Consider the following 18,557-nt stretch of genomic DNA (forward strand, 5'->3'; position numbering starts at 1 on the left):
CGCTGGAAGATCAGGAAGAAGGCGATCGCCGGGATGACCCGAGCAACGCCGAGGCACTGGTCATGGTCGCGTCCATCATCCGCTGGCCCTGCAGCACACCCAGCGCGACCGGGACGGTCTGGGTGTCGTTGGAGATGAGCAGGATCAGCGGGAGGAAGAACTCGTTCCACGTCCAGATGAAGAAGAACACGAACAGCACACCGAGGGTCGGCCTGCTGATCGGTACCACGACCCGCACCAGGGTCTGCCATTTGTTCGCACCGTCGAGATAGGCGGCCTCGAGCAGTTCGTGCGGGAATCCGACGTACGTCGAGGACAGCAGGTACGTGCCGAACGCGGCCTGGATGATCGTGAAGATGATGATCACGCCGAGTCGCGTGTCGTAAAGGCCGGTCTCGTTGGCGAGGAAGTACAGCGGGTACGCCAGCGCTTCCTGCGGCAGCGTGTTCGCGATGAGGAAGGCGACCAGGATCCACGTGCGGCCGCGGACCCGGCCGATACCCAGCGCGTACGCGTTCAGCACCGAGATCACCACCGCGAGCACCGCGACCGACCCGCTGATCACGACGCTGTTGAGCAGTTTCTGCCCGAACCCGACCCGGGCCCAGAAGTCGATCAGCCCTTGCAGATACACCCCGTCCGGAAAGGACAACGGACCGTCCGTCGCGTATTCCGACGGCGACTTCAGCGCGTTCAGCGCCACGACCAGGAACGGCGCCAGCATCACGACCGCGAGAACGATCAACGACCAGAGCGTCACATGCCGTTTCACGGGCGCTCACCCCGCTTCTGGACCCGGAGGAACACCGTGGTGAGCACGAGGATCAGCACCGTGAGCACGGTCGCGATCGCCGCGCCGTAGCCGACCTGCGTCTTCTCGAAGAAGTTCTGGAACGAGTAGTACGACGGCACGTTGGTGGACCCTCCCGGGCCTCCCCTGGTCAGCACGTAGATCGGCCCGAACACCTTCAGTGCGGCGATGGTGCAGGTCAGCAGGACCACGAACAGCTCGGGCCGCAGCTGCGGCACCGTCACATGCCAGAACCGGCCCCACCACGACGCACCGTCCAGCTCCGCCGCCTCGTGCAGGGAAGGATCCGCTCGCTGCATCCCGGCCATGAAGATCACCACCGGGTAGCCGACCTGGATCCACACCATCACACCCATCACGCTCCACAGCGCGACATCCGGATCGCCCAGCCAGTTCTGGGCGAGCGAGCCGAGCCCGACGGCGGAGAGAACCTCGTTCACCGCGCCCTCGGGTGCCAGCAGCCAGCTCCACACGATTCCGGCGACCGCGATCGGCAGCACCTGTGGCAGATAGACACAGGCCCGCAGCACGCTGGCCGCCCGCGCCCCGAACCGCTTGGCCACGAAGTCGAACAGCGCGGCCGCGATGACCAGCCCCGCCACCGTCGGCACGATGGCCATCGCCACCACGAGCCCGACGTTGTGGCGGAACGACGCCCAGAAGACGTCGTCCGCGAACAACCGCCGGTAATTGTCCAGTCCTGTCCACTTCGGATCGCCGGCGCCGGACCACTGGGTGAAGCTGATGCCGATGTTCATCGCGAACGGCACCAGGATCACCGCGATCAGCAGCAGCGCGCCGGGGATCAGGAAGAGCAGATAGCTTCCTCGGCTTCTGGTCATTTCCCGACGTTCGCCAGATTCTCCTCGTAGGGCTTGGCGAGCTCGTCGAGCACCTGTGACGGCGAGGCGCTCGAGGTGATGAGTTTCTGGGCCGCCGAGACGTGGACATCGTAGTAGCCGGGAGCGGGCCAGTCGGGGTAGAAGGCCAGCTTGTCCTGTGTGGACAGAGCGGTGAAGTCCTCCACCAGTTCCTTCAGCCGCGGATCGGCGGGCGGCGTGGGGCTGTGCACCACCGGGACCCCGCCTGCCTCGCGCAGCTTGTCCTGAATGGGCTGGGACATCGTGATCGCGATGAAGTCGAGCGCGAGGTCGCGGTTCTTCGAGCCCTTGGGGATGACCCACATGTTGCCCGCGGAACCCGAAGTCATCCCCGGCCACGGGACCGAACCCCACTGGAAGTCCTTGATGCTCTGCACCAGCCTGCCGTACCACCAGCTGCCGCTGATCATGATCGGGTACTTGCCCTGCATGAACGACGTGCCCATGCCCTCGGTGTCCACCCCGGCCGAATCCTTGCTGATGTACCCCTTCTTCACCCAGTCGGCGAAGGTCGTCGCGCCGTAGGTCCACGCGGCGTCGTGGAAGTCCACCTTGCCGGTGTAGCGCTGGTACCGGTCCACCCAGGCGCGGTCGGCCTTGGTCAGCGCGAGCTGGTACAGGATCTGGTGCGCCGGGTACTCCGAGCCGCCGACGGCCAGCGGGGTGATCCCGGCCGTGGTGAACTTGTCCATGGCGGCGGTCAGCTGCTCGATCGTCCTGGGCGGTTCGAGCCCCTGCCGCGCGAACATGTCCTTGTTGTAGAAGATCTTCACGTACTCGGCGTAATTCGGGACGCCGTACCAGTTTCCGGATCCCATCACGCCGTTCTCGTCGTAGCGGGCGGTGGTCTGAAGCGCCGGGGTGAGCTGCTTGTCCCAGCCGCGTTTGGCGACCTCTTCGCCGATGTCGGTCAGCAGGCCCTGTTTGGACAGCAGCCCCGCGGTGGCGTTGCCCTTGTTGTACTCCAAGACATCCGGCGCGTCACCCGAGTTGAGCACCATCGGCGCGGTCTTCTGGATCTGCTCGAACCCCTTCTCCTCGAAGGCGACCTTGACGCCGGGGTGGCTCGCTTCGAACTGCTTGATCGCCTCGGCCCAAGCCACACCCATCGCACTGTCCGGCGCCTCGTAGTGCCACAGCTTCAACGTCTTCGGGTCGCCGCTGCCGGATCCGGACCCGCAGCCCGCGATCGCCAGCACGGCGACCATCGCGGCGGCCAGTACTCGCTTGGACATCAAGGTTTCCTCCAGGAAAGTCTGGTGATCGTCAGCCGGTGAAGGTCCACGTGGCCGATACGGCGTGGACCGCGGTCCGACGACCCGGGGCCACCGGCGCGAACGCGACGGGGCCGAAAGAGCCGCTTTCCGGCGATGTCCTCCGGCCATGGGCGGCCTCCCCGAATCCGCGGTGATCCGACTGTCGAAGCGCTTCGATGACACGATAGAGCCGGGTGCGCGATCAGCACAACGTCTTGACCCGACGGGACTCCCCCTCTACTGTCACGCCCTTTTCGAGCGGCCCCCTACGGCGGGCGTACTTCGAAAACCTCCGCACCACCTTGACGCGCAAGAGGCGCATCGTTCACAGTCCATGGGCACGTTTCACTCGCACCACATCCGGCCGCCCATTCTCGATCACTGCTCGCGCAGTGCCGTCCTCCAGGAATGTTAACGCTAACACTCGCCGAGGAAAGGAAGATGCCATGTCGATCGGGTCCGTGCGCACCTCGAGGTGGCGTCGTCGCTGGAAGCCGGTGCTCGCCACCGCGGTGGTCGTGGCGTCCGGCGGCGGGCTGCTCACCGCGGCCCCCGCCCCGGCGGCGGCCGCCACAGTGGACACCACGGCCTGGTACGTCCTGGTGAACCGCAACAGCGGCAAGGCACTCGACGTCAACGGGGCGTCCGCCGCGGAAGGCGCCGGACTGGTCCAATGGACCCGCACCAACGCCACGAACCAGCAGTTCCAGTTCCTGGACGCCGGCGGCGGGGACTACCGGCTCCGCGCACGCCATTCCGGCAAGGTCGCCGATGTCCGGGAGGCTTCGACGGCCGACGGCGCGAGCGTCGTGCAGTGGACGGACAACGGCGGCACCCATCAGCGGTTCAGGCTCGCCGACTCCGGCGACGGATACGTCCGGCTACTGAACCGCAACAGCGGCAAGGCCGTCGAAGTGCAGGGCGGGTCGACCGCCGACGGCGCGAGCGTGGTGCAGTGGAGCGACTGGAACGGCGGCAACCAGCAGTGGCAGCTCGTCAAGGTCGCCGGAGGCACCGGTGCCTGCACACTGCCGTCGACGTACCGCTGGACGTCGACCGGACCGCTGGCGAGCCCGAAGCCGGGATGGGTCTCGCTGAAGGACTTCACCACGGTCGTCCACAACGGCAAGCACCTCGTCTACGGCACCACGCACGACACCGGCACGAGCTGGGGTTCGATGAGCTTCAGTCCCTTCACGAACTGGTCCGACATGGCCACCGCGACCCAGAACACGTTGTCCATCGGTGCCGTCGCACCCACCTTGTTCTACTTCGCCCCGAAGAACGTCTGGGTACTCGCCTACCAATGGGGCGGACCGACCTTCTCCTACCGCACATCGAGCGATCCCACCAACCCCAACGGCTGGTCCGCGCCGCAGACGCTGTTCACCGGCCGCCTTCCCGTGGGGGCGCCACTCGACCAGACCATCATCGCCGACGACAGGAACATGTACCTGTTCTTCGCCGACGACCTCGGCAACATCTACCGCGCCGTCATGCCCATCGGAAACTTCCCCGGCAGTTTCGGCTCGAACTACACGAAGATCATGAGCGACACGCCGGCCAAGCTGTTCGAGGCGGTGGAGGTCTACAAGGTCCAGGGCCAGAACCAGTACCTCATGATCGTCGAGGCGCAGGGGACGAACGGACGCTACTTCCGGTCGTTCACCGCGACCGGCCTGGACGGTTCGTGGACTCCGCAGGCCGCGACCGAGAACAACCCGTTCGCAGGCAAAGCCAACAGTGGCGCCACCTGGACCAACGACGTCAGCCACGGCGATCTGGTGCGCACCAACCCGGATCAGACCAAATCCGTCGACCCCTGCGATCTGCGGTTGCTTTACCAGGGACGTGATCCCAAATCCGATGGCACGCCCTACGGCCTCCTGCCCTACCGGCCGGGCGTGCTGACCCTGCAGCGTTGAAGCTCGTCGCGGAGGCCGGGTCACTTCGGGCCAGGTCCCCCGTGCACCGCGAGCGGGAGCCACAGCCTGAGCCGGAAGCCGCCGTCGGGCATCGATCCGGCGTGCAGCCTTCCGCCCAGCAGCGCGGCCCGTTCCTGCAAGCCGACGAGTCCGTGGCGAGCGCTGGGCAGGGCGAGTGTCGGCCTGGTGGGCCGGGTGTTGGTGACCGTGACGGTCAGATCCGTGTCGTCCCGGCTGAGGTCGATGGTGACGCCCGCGCCCGGCGCGTGCTTACGCACGTTGGTCAGCGCCTCCTGGATGGTGCGATAGATGGCCCGCTGCACCGGCGGTTCGAGGTCCTCGGGGACGTCCCCACGAGCCGGGCGTCGATCGCGCTGGTGCCGATGAGCCGGTGGAGGTCGGTCAGCATGGGCTGAGGGGTCAGCTCGGTCGCCGGTGTACCGGAGGCGCGCAGCAGATTCACCATGTGGCGCAGCTCGTCGAGCGTGTTCACCGACAGCTGCCGGATGTTCTCCGCCGCCGCCTTCGACGCGGGGTCCGTGGTGCTGACCTTCATCGCGCCCGCCTGCACCGCGATGAGACTCACCTGATGCGAGACGACGTCATGCATCTCGCGGGCCAGCTGGTTGCGTTCCTTGGCCAGGACCGCCTGGGCGTCCAGCCGCCGTTCGTGTTCCCTGGCCTCTTTGACTTCGTTCAGCCGCAGGGCCAGCTCGCGCCTGCTGTGCAGGAACCGGCCGAGAAGGATCGGCGCGCCCGCCGTCATGGTGAAGTAGATGACACCGAGCAGCATCTCCGTGTGCCAGAACTGCGGCGCCACGTCGAGCAGCGGGAAGGCGAGGGTACCGGCGGTGACCAGCCAGCAACCCGTGAGCAGCCACCAGCTCCGGTATCGGACGGCGACGGTGTACAACGCGGCCAACGCCGCGACTAGCGCGCCGGGGAACACGACCGCGGGCAAGGTCGCCACGAACGACACGAGCGGCCACCGCTCGCGCACCAGGACGGCGAGCACGGCGATCAGGCACACGACGAGACTTTCCGACGACTCCTCGCCGATCGCCGTCAGCATCCCCTCGACCACGGCGACCACGATCACCACAGCCTCGATGATCATGGCGCGAAGCCGCTCGGTCATGTCACACTCCTTTGTGGACTCATCCGAGGCGAAGGCCCATCACGCGGCTTCGGAGACGAAGCCGGAATGACCGTTCACCGTCTGTTTCGTCTTGCCGGGCCGCCCGGCCTTGTCTATCCAGGCGAGGGCCACCGCCGAAACGATGAAGGCGAGGTGGATCACCGTCTGCCACAGGATGATCTGGCCGGCGTGCGGTGTGGTCGCGTACAGCGACTGTGCCTGGATGAAGGTCCTCAAGAGGTGGATCGACGAGATGCCGATGATGGCCATGGCCAGTTTCACCTTGAGCACGTTGGCGTTGACATGCGACAGCCATTCCGGCTGGTCCGGGTGATCCTGCAAGCGGATGCGGGACACGAACGTCTCGTATCCGCCGATGATCACCATGATGAGCAGGTTCGCGATCATCACGACGTCGACCAGGCCGAGCACGATGAGCATGATCTCGGATTCGTTCAGGGAACCGATTTTCGTGATCAGATGCCATAGTTCGAGCATGAACTGCCAGACGTAGGCGCCTTGCGCCACGATGAGGCCGATGTAGAGCGGCGCCTGCAACCAGCGGCTCAGGAAGATCAACGCCCCGAGTCTGGGCGCCGTGGTGGGAAGATTCTTTTCCGCGTTCATGGACTTTCGTTCCGTAGTGACTGAATGGGCGCCCGCGTCAGCGTGAGTTCGATGACGGCACGCAGGGTGGGAAACTGCCCGATGTACATGTTCACGTTCACCGCGGCGGCGGCCACGACGAGCGCGGCGGCCGCCAGTGCGAGAGCGCCGCGCCGCAAGCCGCCCCGCCACGCCGACGCGATCCCGAGACCCACCCCGAACAACGCGACGCCGATCCAGGCGAAGACGTGCAGCGGCAACGGATCCGGCGAACGCCGCCACACCCCGTCGACGAGCCACCAGATCACCAGGGTCGACACCACGCACCCGGCCGCGAGGACAGGTACGGTCTTCGACCACCAGCGATGGTCCCGTCTGTGGAGCAGGAGCGCGCAGCCCGCCACCATCCCGGCCGCGGTGACCACAGCGGGAAGGGCTCCTCGCAGCAGATCCCCCTCCGGCAATCCGCTCATCCGATGACACCTCCCGCTTTCGACGGTAAGCGCCGAATCCGCTCTCCACCACGAACAAACGACGGGTCGCGGGCGAACTACGGCCGCCCAGGCCCGGCACGCCGGCCGATCGGCGGGCGAAACCGGTCACCTGGCGGATGGCCGATCGCCGCGTTGTACCTCCGGACCACAATGGACCGTGCGGCCGTTGGAGACCTGTTCGCGGTCAGTGCGCCGAGCCGCCCGCCGGAATCCCGTCTCGCCGGGCCACGTCGGAGCCGTCCGCCCACGTCGGCGCGTCCGCTATGCCCGCCATTCCCGCGAAGAGAGCACCGAACAACACTCCGGCTTCCGCGTCCCACACACCACTGTCCGAAGCGGACCTCCACCAGGGCCGGCTGTACCAGCCCCGCGGCACCGGACGACCCGCCACTTCGCCGCCGGGATGGTAGTGACGCCGGCTGGGGCCGGGCTGCGGAGACGCTTCATGGACCTCGTCGCCGACCTCTACTCGCCGGTGCTCGGAAACGACGCCGGCTCGTGACCGCTCGTCTTCGTCCGGCAGCGCGGACCCCGGATTGAGACTCATCGCCAGCCGTGCCGCCCGAATGTAGTGAAGCCCCTCCATCGCGGTCTCTTTGGCCAGCCCCGCTTGCTCGACTGTCTTCGCCGAGTCCAGCCGGGAGCACGCGTCGGTGAACCGGCCGGAAGCATCGGCCACCGCCTGTTTCGCGGGCGCGTTGGTGCCGAGCAGATGCGCGACCTGGCCGGCGAGGCGTTCCACCCAGCGCCTCGCTTCGGCGAGGGCGTCGTCCAGTTCACGTTTCCGGGCGATGTCCTGGAACCTCAGGTAAAGCAGGCCACCCAGGAAGGCCACACCGGACAGCACGATCAGGACGAGCAAGATATTCACGAGAACACTCCAAGGTAAAGGCCACCCCGGCGACGGGTGGGCGTTCTTGCACTACCTGGGCCCGTTCTTGAACACCGAGTCCGCGAAGGCGAGCAGGTAGGGAAGGGCGGCGCGGGCCGTATGCCAGGTGTGGTTGTAGCCGCGCTGCGTGTGGACCACGGCACCCTGCCCGCGGGCGTGGAGAGCGTCGGCGATGCGGTTCGCGGTGGCGATATCCGCTGGGGCGCCGGTTCCGGCGGTGAGGATGGTGGCGACGGGATTCGGGAACGGCATGGTGGGCAGGTAGGTCCGCGGTGTGTTGGCGGCGACGAGTGCCGGATCTGCGCCGAGCAACGCGCCGTTGGTGGTGGTGTCGTACGGCATGGTGAGCAGCAGCGCGGCGAACTTGTCGGTGTGGTGCAAGCCGATGTTCAACGCGGCGAAGGCACCACCCGACATGCCGCCCAGTGCCCGGTGTGTGCGATCGGGGACGGTCCGGTAATACCGGTCGATCGCGGTGACGACCGTTCGCGCCAGGTAGGTTTCCAGCCGGGGACCGCCAGGGATGTCGAGACCGTCCAGATCCCGTCCCGGCTGCCCCGCGGTCAGGTCGACGGACACGACGATCATCGGAGCGATCGCCCGGTGCTGGTAGGCCATGCGCAGGGTCCCCGGCGCGTCACCGGCGCCGAGCCAGTCTTCCGGAGCGGCGGGAAAGCCGTGCACGAGGTAGGTGACGGGATAGCGCCGGTTGTCGTTGGCGCGATCGTGGTAGCCGGGTGGAAGCAGGACGAACGTCCGCCCCTCCGGTACGGCGTTGGCGGGATCGGCGACCGCGAGACGTTCGAGGATCGGCGCGTGAACGCCTTCGGGGGTGGCGAAACCGGCCGGTCGCGGGCGCGACTCGGCGGATCCGTCGTCGATCATCTCGCCGAGCGCACGCAGCGGCCCACCGCCACGCTGGAGCAGAAGCGCGAGATCTCGTGGCGTCCGGATGTAGCCGACGTAACTGTTGGTGGCGGTGACCGCGCCGAGCAGGACACAACAAAGCATGACCGCGATGGCGCTCCGGCGTGCTCCGGTCCGTCCGCGGAACCGGAACGCGAGCATCGCGGCCACGACGGCCAGCGACACGAAAGTCCCCCAGATCCAAGGGGATTCGAGTGCCCCGGTCGCCTGTGCGTGTTCGACGACCTCACGAGGGACCACTGGGATGGCGACGCCCATGGCGGCTCCTTCGGCCGGTAGCCTTCATAAGGGGCCCGGCGGCGACTCACGGGAGCTCGGGGAATGAGCCGCCGCCGGTTGTACCGACGACTGCCGCTACGCGGGGACGACGACGGCAGCCATCGGTGGTTCTTCGCGGATCACCACTGATCGTCGCCGCCGTGGTCCATCCCGCCGTCCTGGCCGCCGTGGTGCTGCTGCTCGCCCGCGGAGGCCTCGTTTCCGCCGAAGGCTCCGGTGAGCCCGCCGAGCAGCAGACCACCACCGGCGACACCCGCCGCGGCCGCGGCGGCCGTCTTGAGGAACCCTCCCCCGCCCGGGCGGCCCTGCTGGGCTTCCCCGGTGTCGCGGCCACGGCCGAACATGCCCGAGAGGAATCCGCCGCCGGACTGCGCCGGAGGATTCCCATACGGGTCCCGATGCGCCTCATACGGGTCTCGGTGATTCCCATACGGGTCTTGGTAAGGCGTCGAACGCTCCAGCTCGGCGATGCGTGTCTTCGCGTTACGCAGAGCGTCCTCCTGCATCAGGACGGCGCCCACCAAGAGGTACATCGCGTCCGGCTGTCCGGCGATGTGCCTGGTGATCAGGTCGGCGACCTCCGGGTCCTTGTACACCGGCTGGGCCTGGCGAAGTCGTTCGGCGAGGCCGAGAACGAGTTGCCGGTCTTCGTGTTCCATGGGATCTCCCTTCCTCTGCTTCAATCCTGTGCGAAGCCGGAGAGATCCGGCATCGGTGACCCGGCCGGAAACACCCCGCCAGGTGGCTGCCCGTGACCGACCGGTCAGGCGGTGCCGGTCCAATAGAGCGGATTGACGCCCTGGTAAGCGATCTTGACCGTCACCTCGGCCGGGTTGGCCGGTAACGCCACGACGAATCCGAAGGCGCGATCCGCGCCAGGAAGGACATCGGCGGAGAGTTTGGCCCCGACGCCCTTGGCCGCGTCGGTGATGGTCACCGACGCGGCGCCATTCGTGGTCGCAGCGAAGGTGAAGGCCGAAGCCTCCAGCGCCTTTTGGGTCGTATTACGAACAGTGATGGTGAACTTCGCGCCACGTGTCAGTTCTTTCGACCGTTGCGGATCAGCGGGCAATTCGTAGCCCTCGGGTTTGCCGACGGAAATGACGCCGCGCTTTCCGGTCCGCTCCTCGCCGAATTTCATCACCTGCGGAGCCGCGCTCTTAGCCGTGCCGGCCGAGCTCGTGGAGGACGACTTGCTCGCCTGGCCTCCGCATCCCGTCACGACGAGGCAGGTTGCCACGGCCACGGCGACTGCTGTGCGTCGCATGAATTCTCTCCCGGTGTCCGGAACATTGTCTGGTGGCGACGATATGCGGATCCCCGGGCCGATTTCATCGGACCGGCGGCGAATCCCGGCCGCCAGGTGACGGGAAACGCCCATCCGGTCGGCCGGCCACGAGCGACACCTGCCGGATGGTCGGCGCGCCTCGGCATTGGGACGTTTTGACTATGTCGCAGACAAAGTCCTCCCCAGGATCGCCACCGCCCGAACTCGCCGAACCCGCCGTGCCCGTGGAAACCGGACCGTCGACGGCGCGGCTGATCGGGGTGGACCTGGCCCGCGCGCTCGCCGTGTTCGGCATGTACGCCGTGCACCTCGGACCGGCACCGACCGCGGTGAGCGGCTTCGGCGGCTGGCTGCTCGGCTTGGCGGAAGGCCGGGCGTCGGCGCTTTTCGCCACTCTCGCGGGGTTCTCGCTGATGCTGATCGCCGGCCGGCTGGAGCCGAAGACCGGTTTGGCGGCACGGCAGGCCCGGGCCCGGATCGTGATCCGCGCCGTGATCCTGTTCGCGATGGGAACCCTGTTGGCGATGACCGACGCCGGAACCGTCGTCATCCTCGCCTACTACGGGGTGTACTTCCTGCTGGCGCTGCCTCTGCTGCGGCTGCGGGCGAAGACCCTCGCGATCATCGCGGCCGTGCTCGCGGTCTTCACTCCGCTGGCGAAGTTCGGCCTGACGGCTCTGGTGAGCGGGCCGGTCATGGAGACCGTCAACGCCTATGACCCGCTCAAGCGGCTCAGTGAGGTCGGCGTGCTGGACCTTCTCCTCAGCGGGCTCTACCCGACCATCACCTGGATGACGTTCGTGGTCGCCGGGATGGCGCTGGGACGAGTGGACATCGACTCCGGCGAGGTGAGGCGACGGCTGGCCGCGATCGGCGCCGCCCTCGTCGCCTTCGGCTACGGAGTGCCTTGGCTGCTGACCAGGTTCATCGACGGACTCCGGGAAGCCGCGGAGCAGCCATGGGGCCGTGGCGCCGAGAAGGCGGGCTCGGCGGCCGTCGAATCCCTGGGCGAAGGCGCGAAGGTCATGGCCGAAGGCGGCCCGAAGGGTATGGACGGATCGGGCTGGGGGCTGTTGCTGGCCAGGCCGCACAGCTCCTCCACCTTCGACCTGGTCGGCAGTGTGGGCATCGCGATCATCGTGCTGGTGGGCGCGACGGTGCTGGTGACCCGGCTGTCGTGGCTGCGGCGGCTGCTGACCCCGGTCATCGCCGTGGGCACCATGTCGCTGACCCTCTACGTCGGCCACTTCCTGGTGGGTGGGCAGATCGGGGCCCTCGGAAAGGGCCAGGGCGCCGGGAACGACTCCGCCATGGTGCTGTTCTGGTTCATCGTCGGGGCCACCGTCTTCGCCTGGCTCTGGTCGCGCTTCTTCCGCCGCGGACCGCTGGAGTACCTGCTCCACCTCGCCACCAAGGCGGCGAAATTCGTCCGGTGAGTCACCGCGACCTGTTCCCCGCACTACTTTGGAGTGTTCTTCGTGAGTTTCGCGATTGTTCTGGTCGTGCTGGCCGCCCTCGCTTTCGGGATCGGCCTGCTCTTCACGCGTCTCCAGGCCGTGGCCAAGAAACGACGGCTGGACGAAGCGCTGTCCGAGGCACGCCGCTGGGTGGAGCGGCTCGCCGGTCAGGTGATGCATCTGACCGGGACCAACGCCGCGGCGAAGCAGGCCTTGGCCGATGCGTCGGAGCGGTACACCGCCGCGGGTTCGCAGCTGGACCTGGCGCGGACCGTCGGGCAGGCGGGTTTGGCCAAGGAGACCGCGTTGGAAGGCCTGTACTACATCCGCGCGGCACGAGTCGCGATGGCTTTGGATCCGGGTCCCGCGCTCCCGGCCGACGCCGAGCGCGCACGGGCGGGCGCGGTCACGGAGCATCGCAAGGTCGAAGTCGAGGGTGCGACGTACGAAGCATCGCCGACGCCCGGTCACGACACGCCGCACTACTACCCCGGTGGCCAGGTCGCGGGGCGCCCGGTGCCGGAGGGCTGGTACAACCGGCCGTGGTGGAAGCCGGCGCTGATCGGTGGCGCGTGGGGCGCCGGGGCGGCCGTACTGTTCGGTTCGCTGTTCGCGGGAATGGCGGGTGTCGCGGCGGCGCAGACCTGGCAAGCGGGCGGTCAGGACGTGTTCGCTCCGGACGACGTCGGTTTCGACGACGTGGGGGAGTTCTGAACACGATGCGCGGGATCGTGGCGATGGCGCTTATTCTCTTCCCGGTGGTCCGGCGGCGTGGGTAGGAGTGAAGTGTGATCCGGGTAGTGGTGGTCGACGACGAGGCGCTGGTCCGCTCGGGATTCCAGCTGATCCTGCGGGCCGCCGGTGACATCGACGTGGTGGCCACCGCGACCGGTGCGCACGCGGTGCGCGAGATCGGGGTGCACAAGCCGGACGTCGTACTCCTCGACATCCGCATGCCGGACGTCGACGGCCTGACCATCCTGCGGCAGCTGCGCGCCCTGCCCAATCCACCTGTCGTGGCGATGCTGACCACGTTCGACTCGGACGAGTACATCGCGACCGCGCTCCGCTCGGGCGCCTCGGGTTTCCTGCTCAAGGACACCGAGCCGGAGCACCTCGCGCAGCTCGTGCGGACGCTGGCGAGCGGCGGGGTCGTGCTTTCCCCGAAGGTCACCCGGTCCGTTGTGGACGGATTCCTCGATTCGGGCGCCGACGCGAAAGCCGTCGACGGGGTGGCGCGGCTGACCGATCGGGAGCGCGACGTCCTGGTGCTGATCGCCGAGGGACTGTCCAATGCGGACATCGGCGCCAGGGTGCATCTCAGCGTCGGCACGATCAAGGATCACGTCAGCGCGATCCTCACCAAGCTCAAGGTGAACAGCCGGGTCCAGGCGGCGCTGCTCGCGCAGCGTGCGGGGCTGTTGCGGGACCGGGACGGGACTCAGCCTTGAGCCGGCGGAAGGCGGAGCTGCACCCGGTATCCCCCGCCGGGTGTCGGCCCGGCCGCCAGCGTCCCCTCCAGCAGCTCGGCTCGCTCCCGTAGGCCGATCAAACCGTGTTGAGCGCTCGGCAGGGACAGCGTCGGCCGGGTCGACGGGCCGTTGGTGATCGTGACTCCCATGCCGTTCTCGTGGTGCCACAGGTGCACGGCCGCGGTGGCCCCCGGCGCGTGTTTACGCACGTTGGTCAGCGCTTCCTGGACCGTGCGGTAGACGGCGCGCTGCGTTGCGGCGTCCACATCGGACGGAAGCTCGCCTTCGATCGTCGTCTCGATACCGCTGTTGGCGATCAGCGCCGGCAGCACGGCGAGCGTCGGCTGGGGGGCGAGATCCGTCGAGGCGCCGCCGGACGCCCGCAGCAGCGTCACCATATGGCGAAGCTCATCGAGGGTGTCGACGCTGAGCCGTCGAATGGAGGACGCGACGTCCTTCGTGTCCGGACCTGCCGGGGTGACCTGCAGCACCCCGGCCTGCACCGCGATGAGGCTGACCTGATGCGACACGACGTCGTGCATCTCACGGGCCAGCTGGGCCCGCTCCTTGGCCAGGATCGTCTGTTCGATCAGCAGCCGCTCGTGATCGCGCGCCTCCGCGATCTCCTTGAGCCGTGACGTCAGATCCCTTCGCGCCTGCACGAGCTGGCCGAGGACGGCGGGCGCGGCGCCCATCAACAGCGCGTAGAGCGCGTCGATCAGGACGGACCGCCCCGATTCCACGTCGATCTGGCCTTGCCAGGGCACGGCGTAGCCGAGGATCACGACCGCCACGCACAACGTGACCAGGCGCCGGTCGCGGGTCTCGGCCGCGACGCTGTACAGCGCGATCAGAACCGCGACGACCGAAAACGAGAACGCCAGCATCGGCAGTGTCAGCACGAAACCGGCGTACGGATGACGCCGCCGGATCAGCAGTGCGAGGATCGCGACACCGGCGGCCACCTTGGCACTCAGGTCGGCCTGCTCGAGACCGAGCCACGCGTCCAGTAGCGCCAGGCCGATCAAGGCCACGTCCACCGCCCACGAAGGGACGCGCCGCCGGGGCGTCACCTCGGCGCCTGATCGTTCATCCACCGCGCCATTATGGGCATTCGGCGTCACGAGGCGAAACTTCACCCGCCGGGCTCGCGGTCCACCCGGCAGGTGGCTGGTCCTCCCCCGCCGGTCGGCGGGAATCTCCGGCCCGTCATCCGGTTGTGGGTCCGGTTCCCGGCTCTGTCCATGGTGGACCGACCGCGCCGCATTTACCGTGAACGAGGGGCTGCGCCTATCACCGACGAACGATCGAACGGGAGTATTCACTGTGCTGGACTGGGACCTGGTGCGCGGGGCCGTACCGGCCGTCGTCACCGTGGCCGGTCTGGTCGCCGGTGCCGTGCTGCTGTTCCGGCGGGATCGCCGGCGGTGGTCGCGGACGGTACCGATCGTCGCGGCCACGTGCGCGGTGATCCTGTTCCTGCTCTGGCTGGTCGTCGACGTCCTGTGGAAGCCTTTTCCCGACCCGGTGCCACGCGGCGTCGTCGGGTGGATCGGCGTCGCGCTGTTCGGGTTCGGGCTGGCGATCGTGTGGCAATGGCGAAGCCGATGGCCGCGGCGCGGTCTCAGCGTTCTCGCCTGCCTCGCGGTGGTGCTGGCCGCCGGAGCGAACATCAACGCGCACTACGGACAGTTTCCCAGCCTGCGGGCGGCCTTCGAACTGCCGCCCGCCAACGAGATCCCCTTCACGAGCCTGCACTCGGCGCCCGGGCCTCCCCTTCCGCGGTCACCGGAGCGGGCGCTGCTCGACGGCTGGAAGCCGCCGGCCACGATGCCGAAGAACGGCGTGGTCACCCAGGTCTCCATCCCCGCGGCGACGTCACACTTCCCGGTGACCCGGAACGCGTATCTCTATCTGCCGCCCGCCTACCGGGCCTCGCCGCGCCCATTGCTGCCGGTGCTCGTCCTGCTCCACGGCCAGCCCGGCGGACCGCGTGACTGGATCGACGGCGGTCAGGTCGCGACGATGATGGACCGGTTCGCCGCGGCGCACAAGGGACTCGCGCCGGTCGTCGTGATGCCGGACGCCACCGGCAGCGGCTTCGCGAACCCGCTCTGCGTCGATTCGCGTCTCGGCCACAGCGAGACCTACTTGGCCGGTGATGTCCCCCGCTGGATCAAGAAAACCCTCCAAATCGACCCGGACAGCACGAAATGGGCGGTAGCGGGCTATTCCTATGGCGGAACGTGCGCGCTCCAGCTGGCCTTGCGCAAACCGATGGTGTTCCCCACCTTCGTGGATATTTCCGGCCAGGACGAACCGACCCTCGGCTCGCGGGCCAGGACCGTCGACGAGGCCTTCGGCGGCGACGAGCGAGCGTTCCGCCGGTTCAACCCGGTCGATCTGCTCACCACACACAGCTACCCCGGATCCGCGGGCGTCTTCAGTGTCGGCAGGTCCGACTCGGTGTTCCTGCCGCAGCAGAAGCGTGTCTTCGAAGCCGCTCAGCGCAATGGGATCAAGGTGATCTGGCGTGAAACGCCCGGTACGCACAACTGGCAAGCATGGTCCGCCGGGCTGAGCGATTCACTCGCTTGGCTGGCCGGCCGGATGGGACTGGTCAAGCAGTGAAGGCATGGTTCGGCAAGGTCGCCCGGATTCCGCTGGGCGTCCCCTTCACCTCCACGATGGTGGTGCTGCTCTGGCTGATCGGGCCGGCCACCGGGAGCCTGTGGTCCGGGCCGTCCGGCGCCGTGCTGGACAAGGTCGGGTTCGGTTTCGACCAATGGCTGCGAGGTCAGTGGTGGACGCCGTTCACCTCGACGTTCTGGTCCGGCGGGCTCGCCCAGTACTTCGGGAACACCATTCTCGTCGCGGTCTTGTGCGGCTTCGCCGAACGGCACCTGTCGACCGTGCGGACCATGTCGATCTTCCTGCTCACTCAGCTGCTGGGAACGACGGCGACCGCGGTGATCGTCATCGGGTCGGGCGCCGACGAATGGTGGTCCGCCGATCTGCTGTCGGCGGTCGAGGTCGGCCCGTCCGCCGGTGCCGTCGGGGTCGCCGTCGCCGCGACGTCCGCGCTGTCCACCGTCTGGCGGAGGCGCCTGCGCCTGATCCTCCTGCTGGCCGTGATCATGCTCGCCTTGTACGTCGGGTCCATGATCCAGCTGTCGCAGGTCTTCGCGGCCCTGGTCGGGCTCACGCTCGGGATGCCGATCGAGCGCAAGCGCCTGGAGGAGCCGTCACCGCCCTCCAGGGGTGAGGCCCGCCTCCTGGTGGCCTTGGCCGTCGCGGCGTCGGCGGTCGGCCCGCTGGTCGCCGCGGTGTCGCAGACCGCGAGCGGTCCCCTCTCGGTGTTCCAGTACCTCTTGGTCGGATCGCAACCGGATCTCGCCTTCGTGGATTCCATTTGTGCCGATCCCGGCGCGCTGGTGGAGTGCCGCAGGCTGCGCGCCGAAGTCCGGATGAGCGGGCTCGGCTCCGCCCTGATGTCGGTCGTCCCGGTCGTTCTGCTGCTGGTACTGGCCGAAGGGCTGCGCAGGGGCCGGAAGTTCGCCTGGTGGGCCACGATGGCCTTGAACGTCGTACTCGTCGGCCTGGGCGCTGTCCTGTTGACGTCCTACACCGACGAGCCGTCGCCCCGGTCCACCGCGGACTGGGTGCAGACGCTCGCCCCGCTGGTGCAGCCGGTCGCCATCCTCGTACTGCTGGCGGTGACGAGGGCGAAGTTCGACGTGTCGGCGCCACGGGGCACCTACCGCCGGTTCGCCGGTCTCGCCGCCAAGGCGCTGCTGATCTGTGCGGTCGTCTACGTCTGGGGCGCTTATCTGCTTCGCGACCAGTTCGAACCGACGGCGACGATCGGCGGGATCCTCGCGGACCTCCCGACCCGGTTCGCCCCGCCCGGCTATCTCGGCGCCGTCGAAACGGCGGTGCTGCCCACCGGCTGGCTCGCGACGATGCTGCACCAGTGGATCGGCGTGATCTTCTGGCTCGTCGTGCTCACCGGAGGGTTGATCACGTTCAGGAAGGCTATCGTCGAACGACGCGCGGCCGACCGCGCCCGCGCCCGCGAACTGCTCGCGTCCCACGGCGGCACTTCGATGGCCCATATGATCACCTGGCCGGGCAACGACTACTGGTTCACTCCGGACGGCCAGGCCGTCATCGCCTACCGCGTCATCTCCTCCGTCGCACTCACCACGGGAGAGCCGGTCGGCGCGCCCGCCGCGAGAGGCGCCGCCGCACAGGAGTTCTCCCGATTCTGCGTCCGCAACGGGTGGACCCCGTGCTTCTACAGCATCACCGACGACCTCCGGCGAGACCTGCCGTCGTGGGATTCGGTTCAGGTCGCCGAAGAGACCGTCGTCCCGCTGGAAGGCCTGGAGTTCAAGGGAAAGAAGTGGCAGGACATCCGCACCGCGATGAACAAGGCGAAGAAGTTCGGTGTCACCGCCGAATGGTGGTCCTATGCGGACGCTCCGCCGTGGATGTCCGGCCAGATCAAGGCCTTGTCCCGGGAATGGCTGGCCGAGTCCCGGGAATGGCTGGCCGACAAGGGTCTCCCGGAAATGAGGTTCACCCTCGGTGGCCTCGACGAGCTCGCCGACCCCGACGTCCGTTGTCTTGTCGCGGTCGACGGCGAGCGGCGTGTCCACGGCGTCACGAGCTGGCTTCCGGTCCGCGACGAAGGCCGGATCGTGGCCTGGACACTGGACTTCATGCGCCGTGGCCCGGATGCTTTCCCAGGGGTGATGGAATTCCTGATCGCGTCCATGGTCGTCCGCTGCCGCGACGAAGGCTCCGCGTACCTGAGCCTGTCGGGCGCACCGCTCGCGCGGCTCGACCGGGACGAGCAGACCGTGCTCCTGCAACGGCTGCTCGACGTCGTCGGCAAGACACTGGAACCCGTCTACGGATTCCGGTCGCTCCTGGCCTTCAAGGCCAAATTCCAGCCCACGTACCTCCCGCTGTACATGGCCTACCCGCGGGTGGCGGCGTTGCCGAGCGTCGGCAACGCCATCGCCAAGGCGTATCTGCCGAGGATCACGTTCAGGCAAGCGGTCCAGCTGATCGGCAAGGTGATCAGCCGCCGCTGAGGCGGCGTGGCCCGGCCCGCGGGTCCCAC

At 67.9% G+C, this 18,557-nt stretch carries 18 protein-coding genes; 6 read left to right on the plus strand and 12 right to left on the minus strand.

The annotated features are described in order from the left end of the window. Window positions 1-10: 10 nt before the first annotated feature. From MJQ72_RS00355 to MJQ72_RS00365, 3 genes are read right to left on the minus strand one after another with little or no spacing between them, the layout of a single operon-like run. A complete protein-coding gene (locus tag MJQ72_RS00355) occupies window positions 11-772 on the minus strand; it encodes a carbohydrate ABC transporter permease (protein ID WP_240596984.1) in 762 nt (253 codons plus the stop codon). Beyond that, window positions 769-1,653 carry a carbohydrate ABC transporter permease gene (locus MJQ72_RS00360; RefSeq protein WP_240596985.1) on the minus strand — a complete coding sequence of 295 codons (885 nt, stop codon included), beginning with the start codon at window positions 1,651-1,653 and terminating at the stop codon, window positions 769-771. Before MJQ72_RS00360 ends, MJQ72_RS00355 begins: the two co-directional genes overlap by 4 nt. Continuing rightward, window positions 1,650-2,927 (minus strand): ABC transporter substrate-binding protein, encoded by a 1,278-nt coding sequence (locus MJQ72_RS00365; RefSeq protein ID WP_240596986.1) that lies wholly within the window; start codon window positions 2,925-2,927, stop codon window positions 1,650-1,652. The genes MJQ72_RS00360 and MJQ72_RS00365 overlap by 4 nt, the downstream gene beginning before the upstream one ends. Before the next feature lie 467 nt (window positions 2,928-3,394). Between MJQ72_RS00365 and MJQ72_RS00370 the strand changes: the two genes are divergently transcribed. Next, window positions 3,395-4,873 (plus strand): non-reducing end alpha-L-arabinofuranosidase family hydrolase, encoded by a 1,479-nt coding sequence (locus MJQ72_RS00370; protein ID WP_240596987.1) that lies wholly within the window; start codon window positions 3,395-3,397, stop codon window positions 4,871-4,873. 20 nt (window positions 4,874-4,893) lie between these two features. On the opposite strand, the gene MJQ72_RS00375 is transcribed toward MJQ72_RS00370, so the two are convergent. From MJQ72_RS00375 to MJQ72_RS00410, 8 genes are all read right to left on the minus strand, one after another. Continuing rightward, window positions 4,894-5,196 carry a sensor histidine kinase gene (locus tag MJQ72_RS00375; protein ID WP_240596988.1) on the minus strand — a complete coding sequence of 101 codons (303 nt, stop codon included), beginning with the start codon at window positions 5,194-5,196 and terminating at the stop codon, window positions 4,894-4,896. Continuing rightward, a complete protein-coding gene (locus MJQ72_RS00380) occupies window positions 5,157-6,011 on the minus strand; it encodes a sensor histidine kinase (protein WP_240596989.1) in 855 nt (284 codons plus the stop codon). Before MJQ72_RS00380 ends, MJQ72_RS00375 begins: the two co-directional genes overlap by 40 nt. A gap of 39 nt (window positions 6,012-6,050) precedes the next feature. Then, window positions 6,051-6,638, minus strand: coding sequence for a TIGR00645 family protein (locus MJQ72_RS00385; protein ID WP_240596990.1), 588 nt, complete (start codon window positions 6,636-6,638; stop codon window positions 6,051-6,053). Continuing rightward, window positions 6,635-7,090, minus strand: a complete 456-nt coding sequence (locus MJQ72_RS00390; RefSeq protein ID WP_240596991.1) for a hypothetical protein — start codon at window positions 7,088-7,090, stop codon at window positions 6,635-6,637. Before MJQ72_RS00390 ends, MJQ72_RS00385 begins: the two co-directional genes overlap by 4 nt. Before the next feature lie 205 nt (window positions 7,091-7,295). Next, entirely contained in the window at window positions 7,296-7,982 is a 687-nt protein-coding gene (locus tag MJQ72_RS00395) for a hypothetical protein (RefSeq protein WP_240596992.1), read from the minus strand. Between the two features lie 51 nt (window positions 7,983-8,033). Then, entirely contained in the window at window positions 8,034-9,188 is a 1,155-nt protein-coding gene (locus tag MJQ72_RS00400) for an esterase family protein (protein WP_240596993.1), read from the minus strand. 140 nt (window positions 9,189-9,328) lie between these two features. Beyond that, window positions 9,329-9,868: a DUF2076 family protein gene (locus MJQ72_RS00405; protein WP_240596994.1), complete on the minus strand. Its 540-nt coding sequence runs from the start codon at window positions 9,866-9,868 to the stop codon at window positions 9,329-9,331. Window positions 9,869-9,972: 104 nt separating this feature from the next. Further along, a complete protein-coding gene (locus tag MJQ72_RS00410; RefSeq protein ID WP_240596995.1) occupies window positions 9,973-10,476 on the minus strand; it encodes a hypothetical protein in 504 nt (167 codons plus the stop codon). Between the two features lie 182 nt (window positions 10,477-10,658). Here MJQ72_RS00410 and MJQ72_RS00415 point away from each other — a divergent pair, with 182 nt between their 5' ends. The 3 genes from MJQ72_RS00415 (at window position 10,659) to MJQ72_RS00425 (ending at window position 13,405) form a co-directional block, all read left to right on the plus strand. Continuing rightward, complete coding sequence (locus MJQ72_RS00415; RefSeq protein ID WP_240596996.1) at window positions 10,659-11,933, plus strand: DUF418 domain-containing protein; 1,275 nt, start codon at window positions 10,659-10,661, stop codon at window positions 11,931-11,933. 42 nt (window positions 11,934-11,975) lie between these two features. Beyond that, window positions 11,976-12,668, plus strand: a complete 693-nt coding sequence (locus MJQ72_RS00420; RefSeq protein WP_240596997.1) for an RNA binding protein fox-1 homolog — start codon at window positions 11,976-11,978, stop codon at window positions 12,666-12,668. A gap of 74 nt (window positions 12,669-12,742) precedes the next feature. Further along, window positions 12,743-13,405: a response regulator transcription factor gene (locus MJQ72_RS00425; RefSeq protein ID WP_240596998.1), complete on the plus strand. Its 663-nt coding sequence runs from the start codon at window positions 12,743-12,745 to the stop codon at window positions 13,403-13,405. Here MJQ72_RS00425 and MJQ72_RS00430 read toward each other — a convergent pair. Further along, window positions 13,396-14,523 (minus strand): sensor histidine kinase, encoded by a 1,128-nt coding sequence (locus MJQ72_RS00430; protein WP_240596999.1) that lies wholly within the window; start codon window positions 14,521-14,523, stop codon window positions 13,396-13,398. The genes MJQ72_RS00425 and MJQ72_RS00430 overlap by 10 nt on opposite strands. Window positions 14,524-14,752: 229 nt before the next feature. Here MJQ72_RS00430 and MJQ72_RS00435 point away from each other — a divergent pair, with 229 nt between their 5' ends. Both MJQ72_RS00435 and MJQ72_RS00440 read left to right on the plus strand, forming a co-directional pair. Beyond that, complete coding sequence (locus tag MJQ72_RS00435; protein WP_240597000.1) at window positions 14,753-16,057, plus strand: alpha/beta hydrolase family protein; 1,305 nt, start codon at window positions 14,753-14,755, stop codon at window positions 16,055-16,057. After that, window positions 16,054-18,528 (plus strand): DUF2156 domain-containing protein, encoded by a 2,475-nt coding sequence (locus MJQ72_RS00440; protein WP_240597001.1) that lies wholly within the window; start codon window positions 16,054-16,056, stop codon window positions 18,526-18,528. The genes MJQ72_RS00435 and MJQ72_RS00440 overlap by 4 nt, the downstream gene beginning before the upstream one ends. Window positions 18,529-18,557 lie beyond the last annotated feature (29 nt).

Source organism: Amycolatopsis sp. EV170708-02-1, assembly GCF_022479115.1.
Classification (GTDB): Bacteria; Actinomycetota; Actinomycetes; order Mycobacteriales; family Pseudonocardiaceae; genus Amycolatopsis.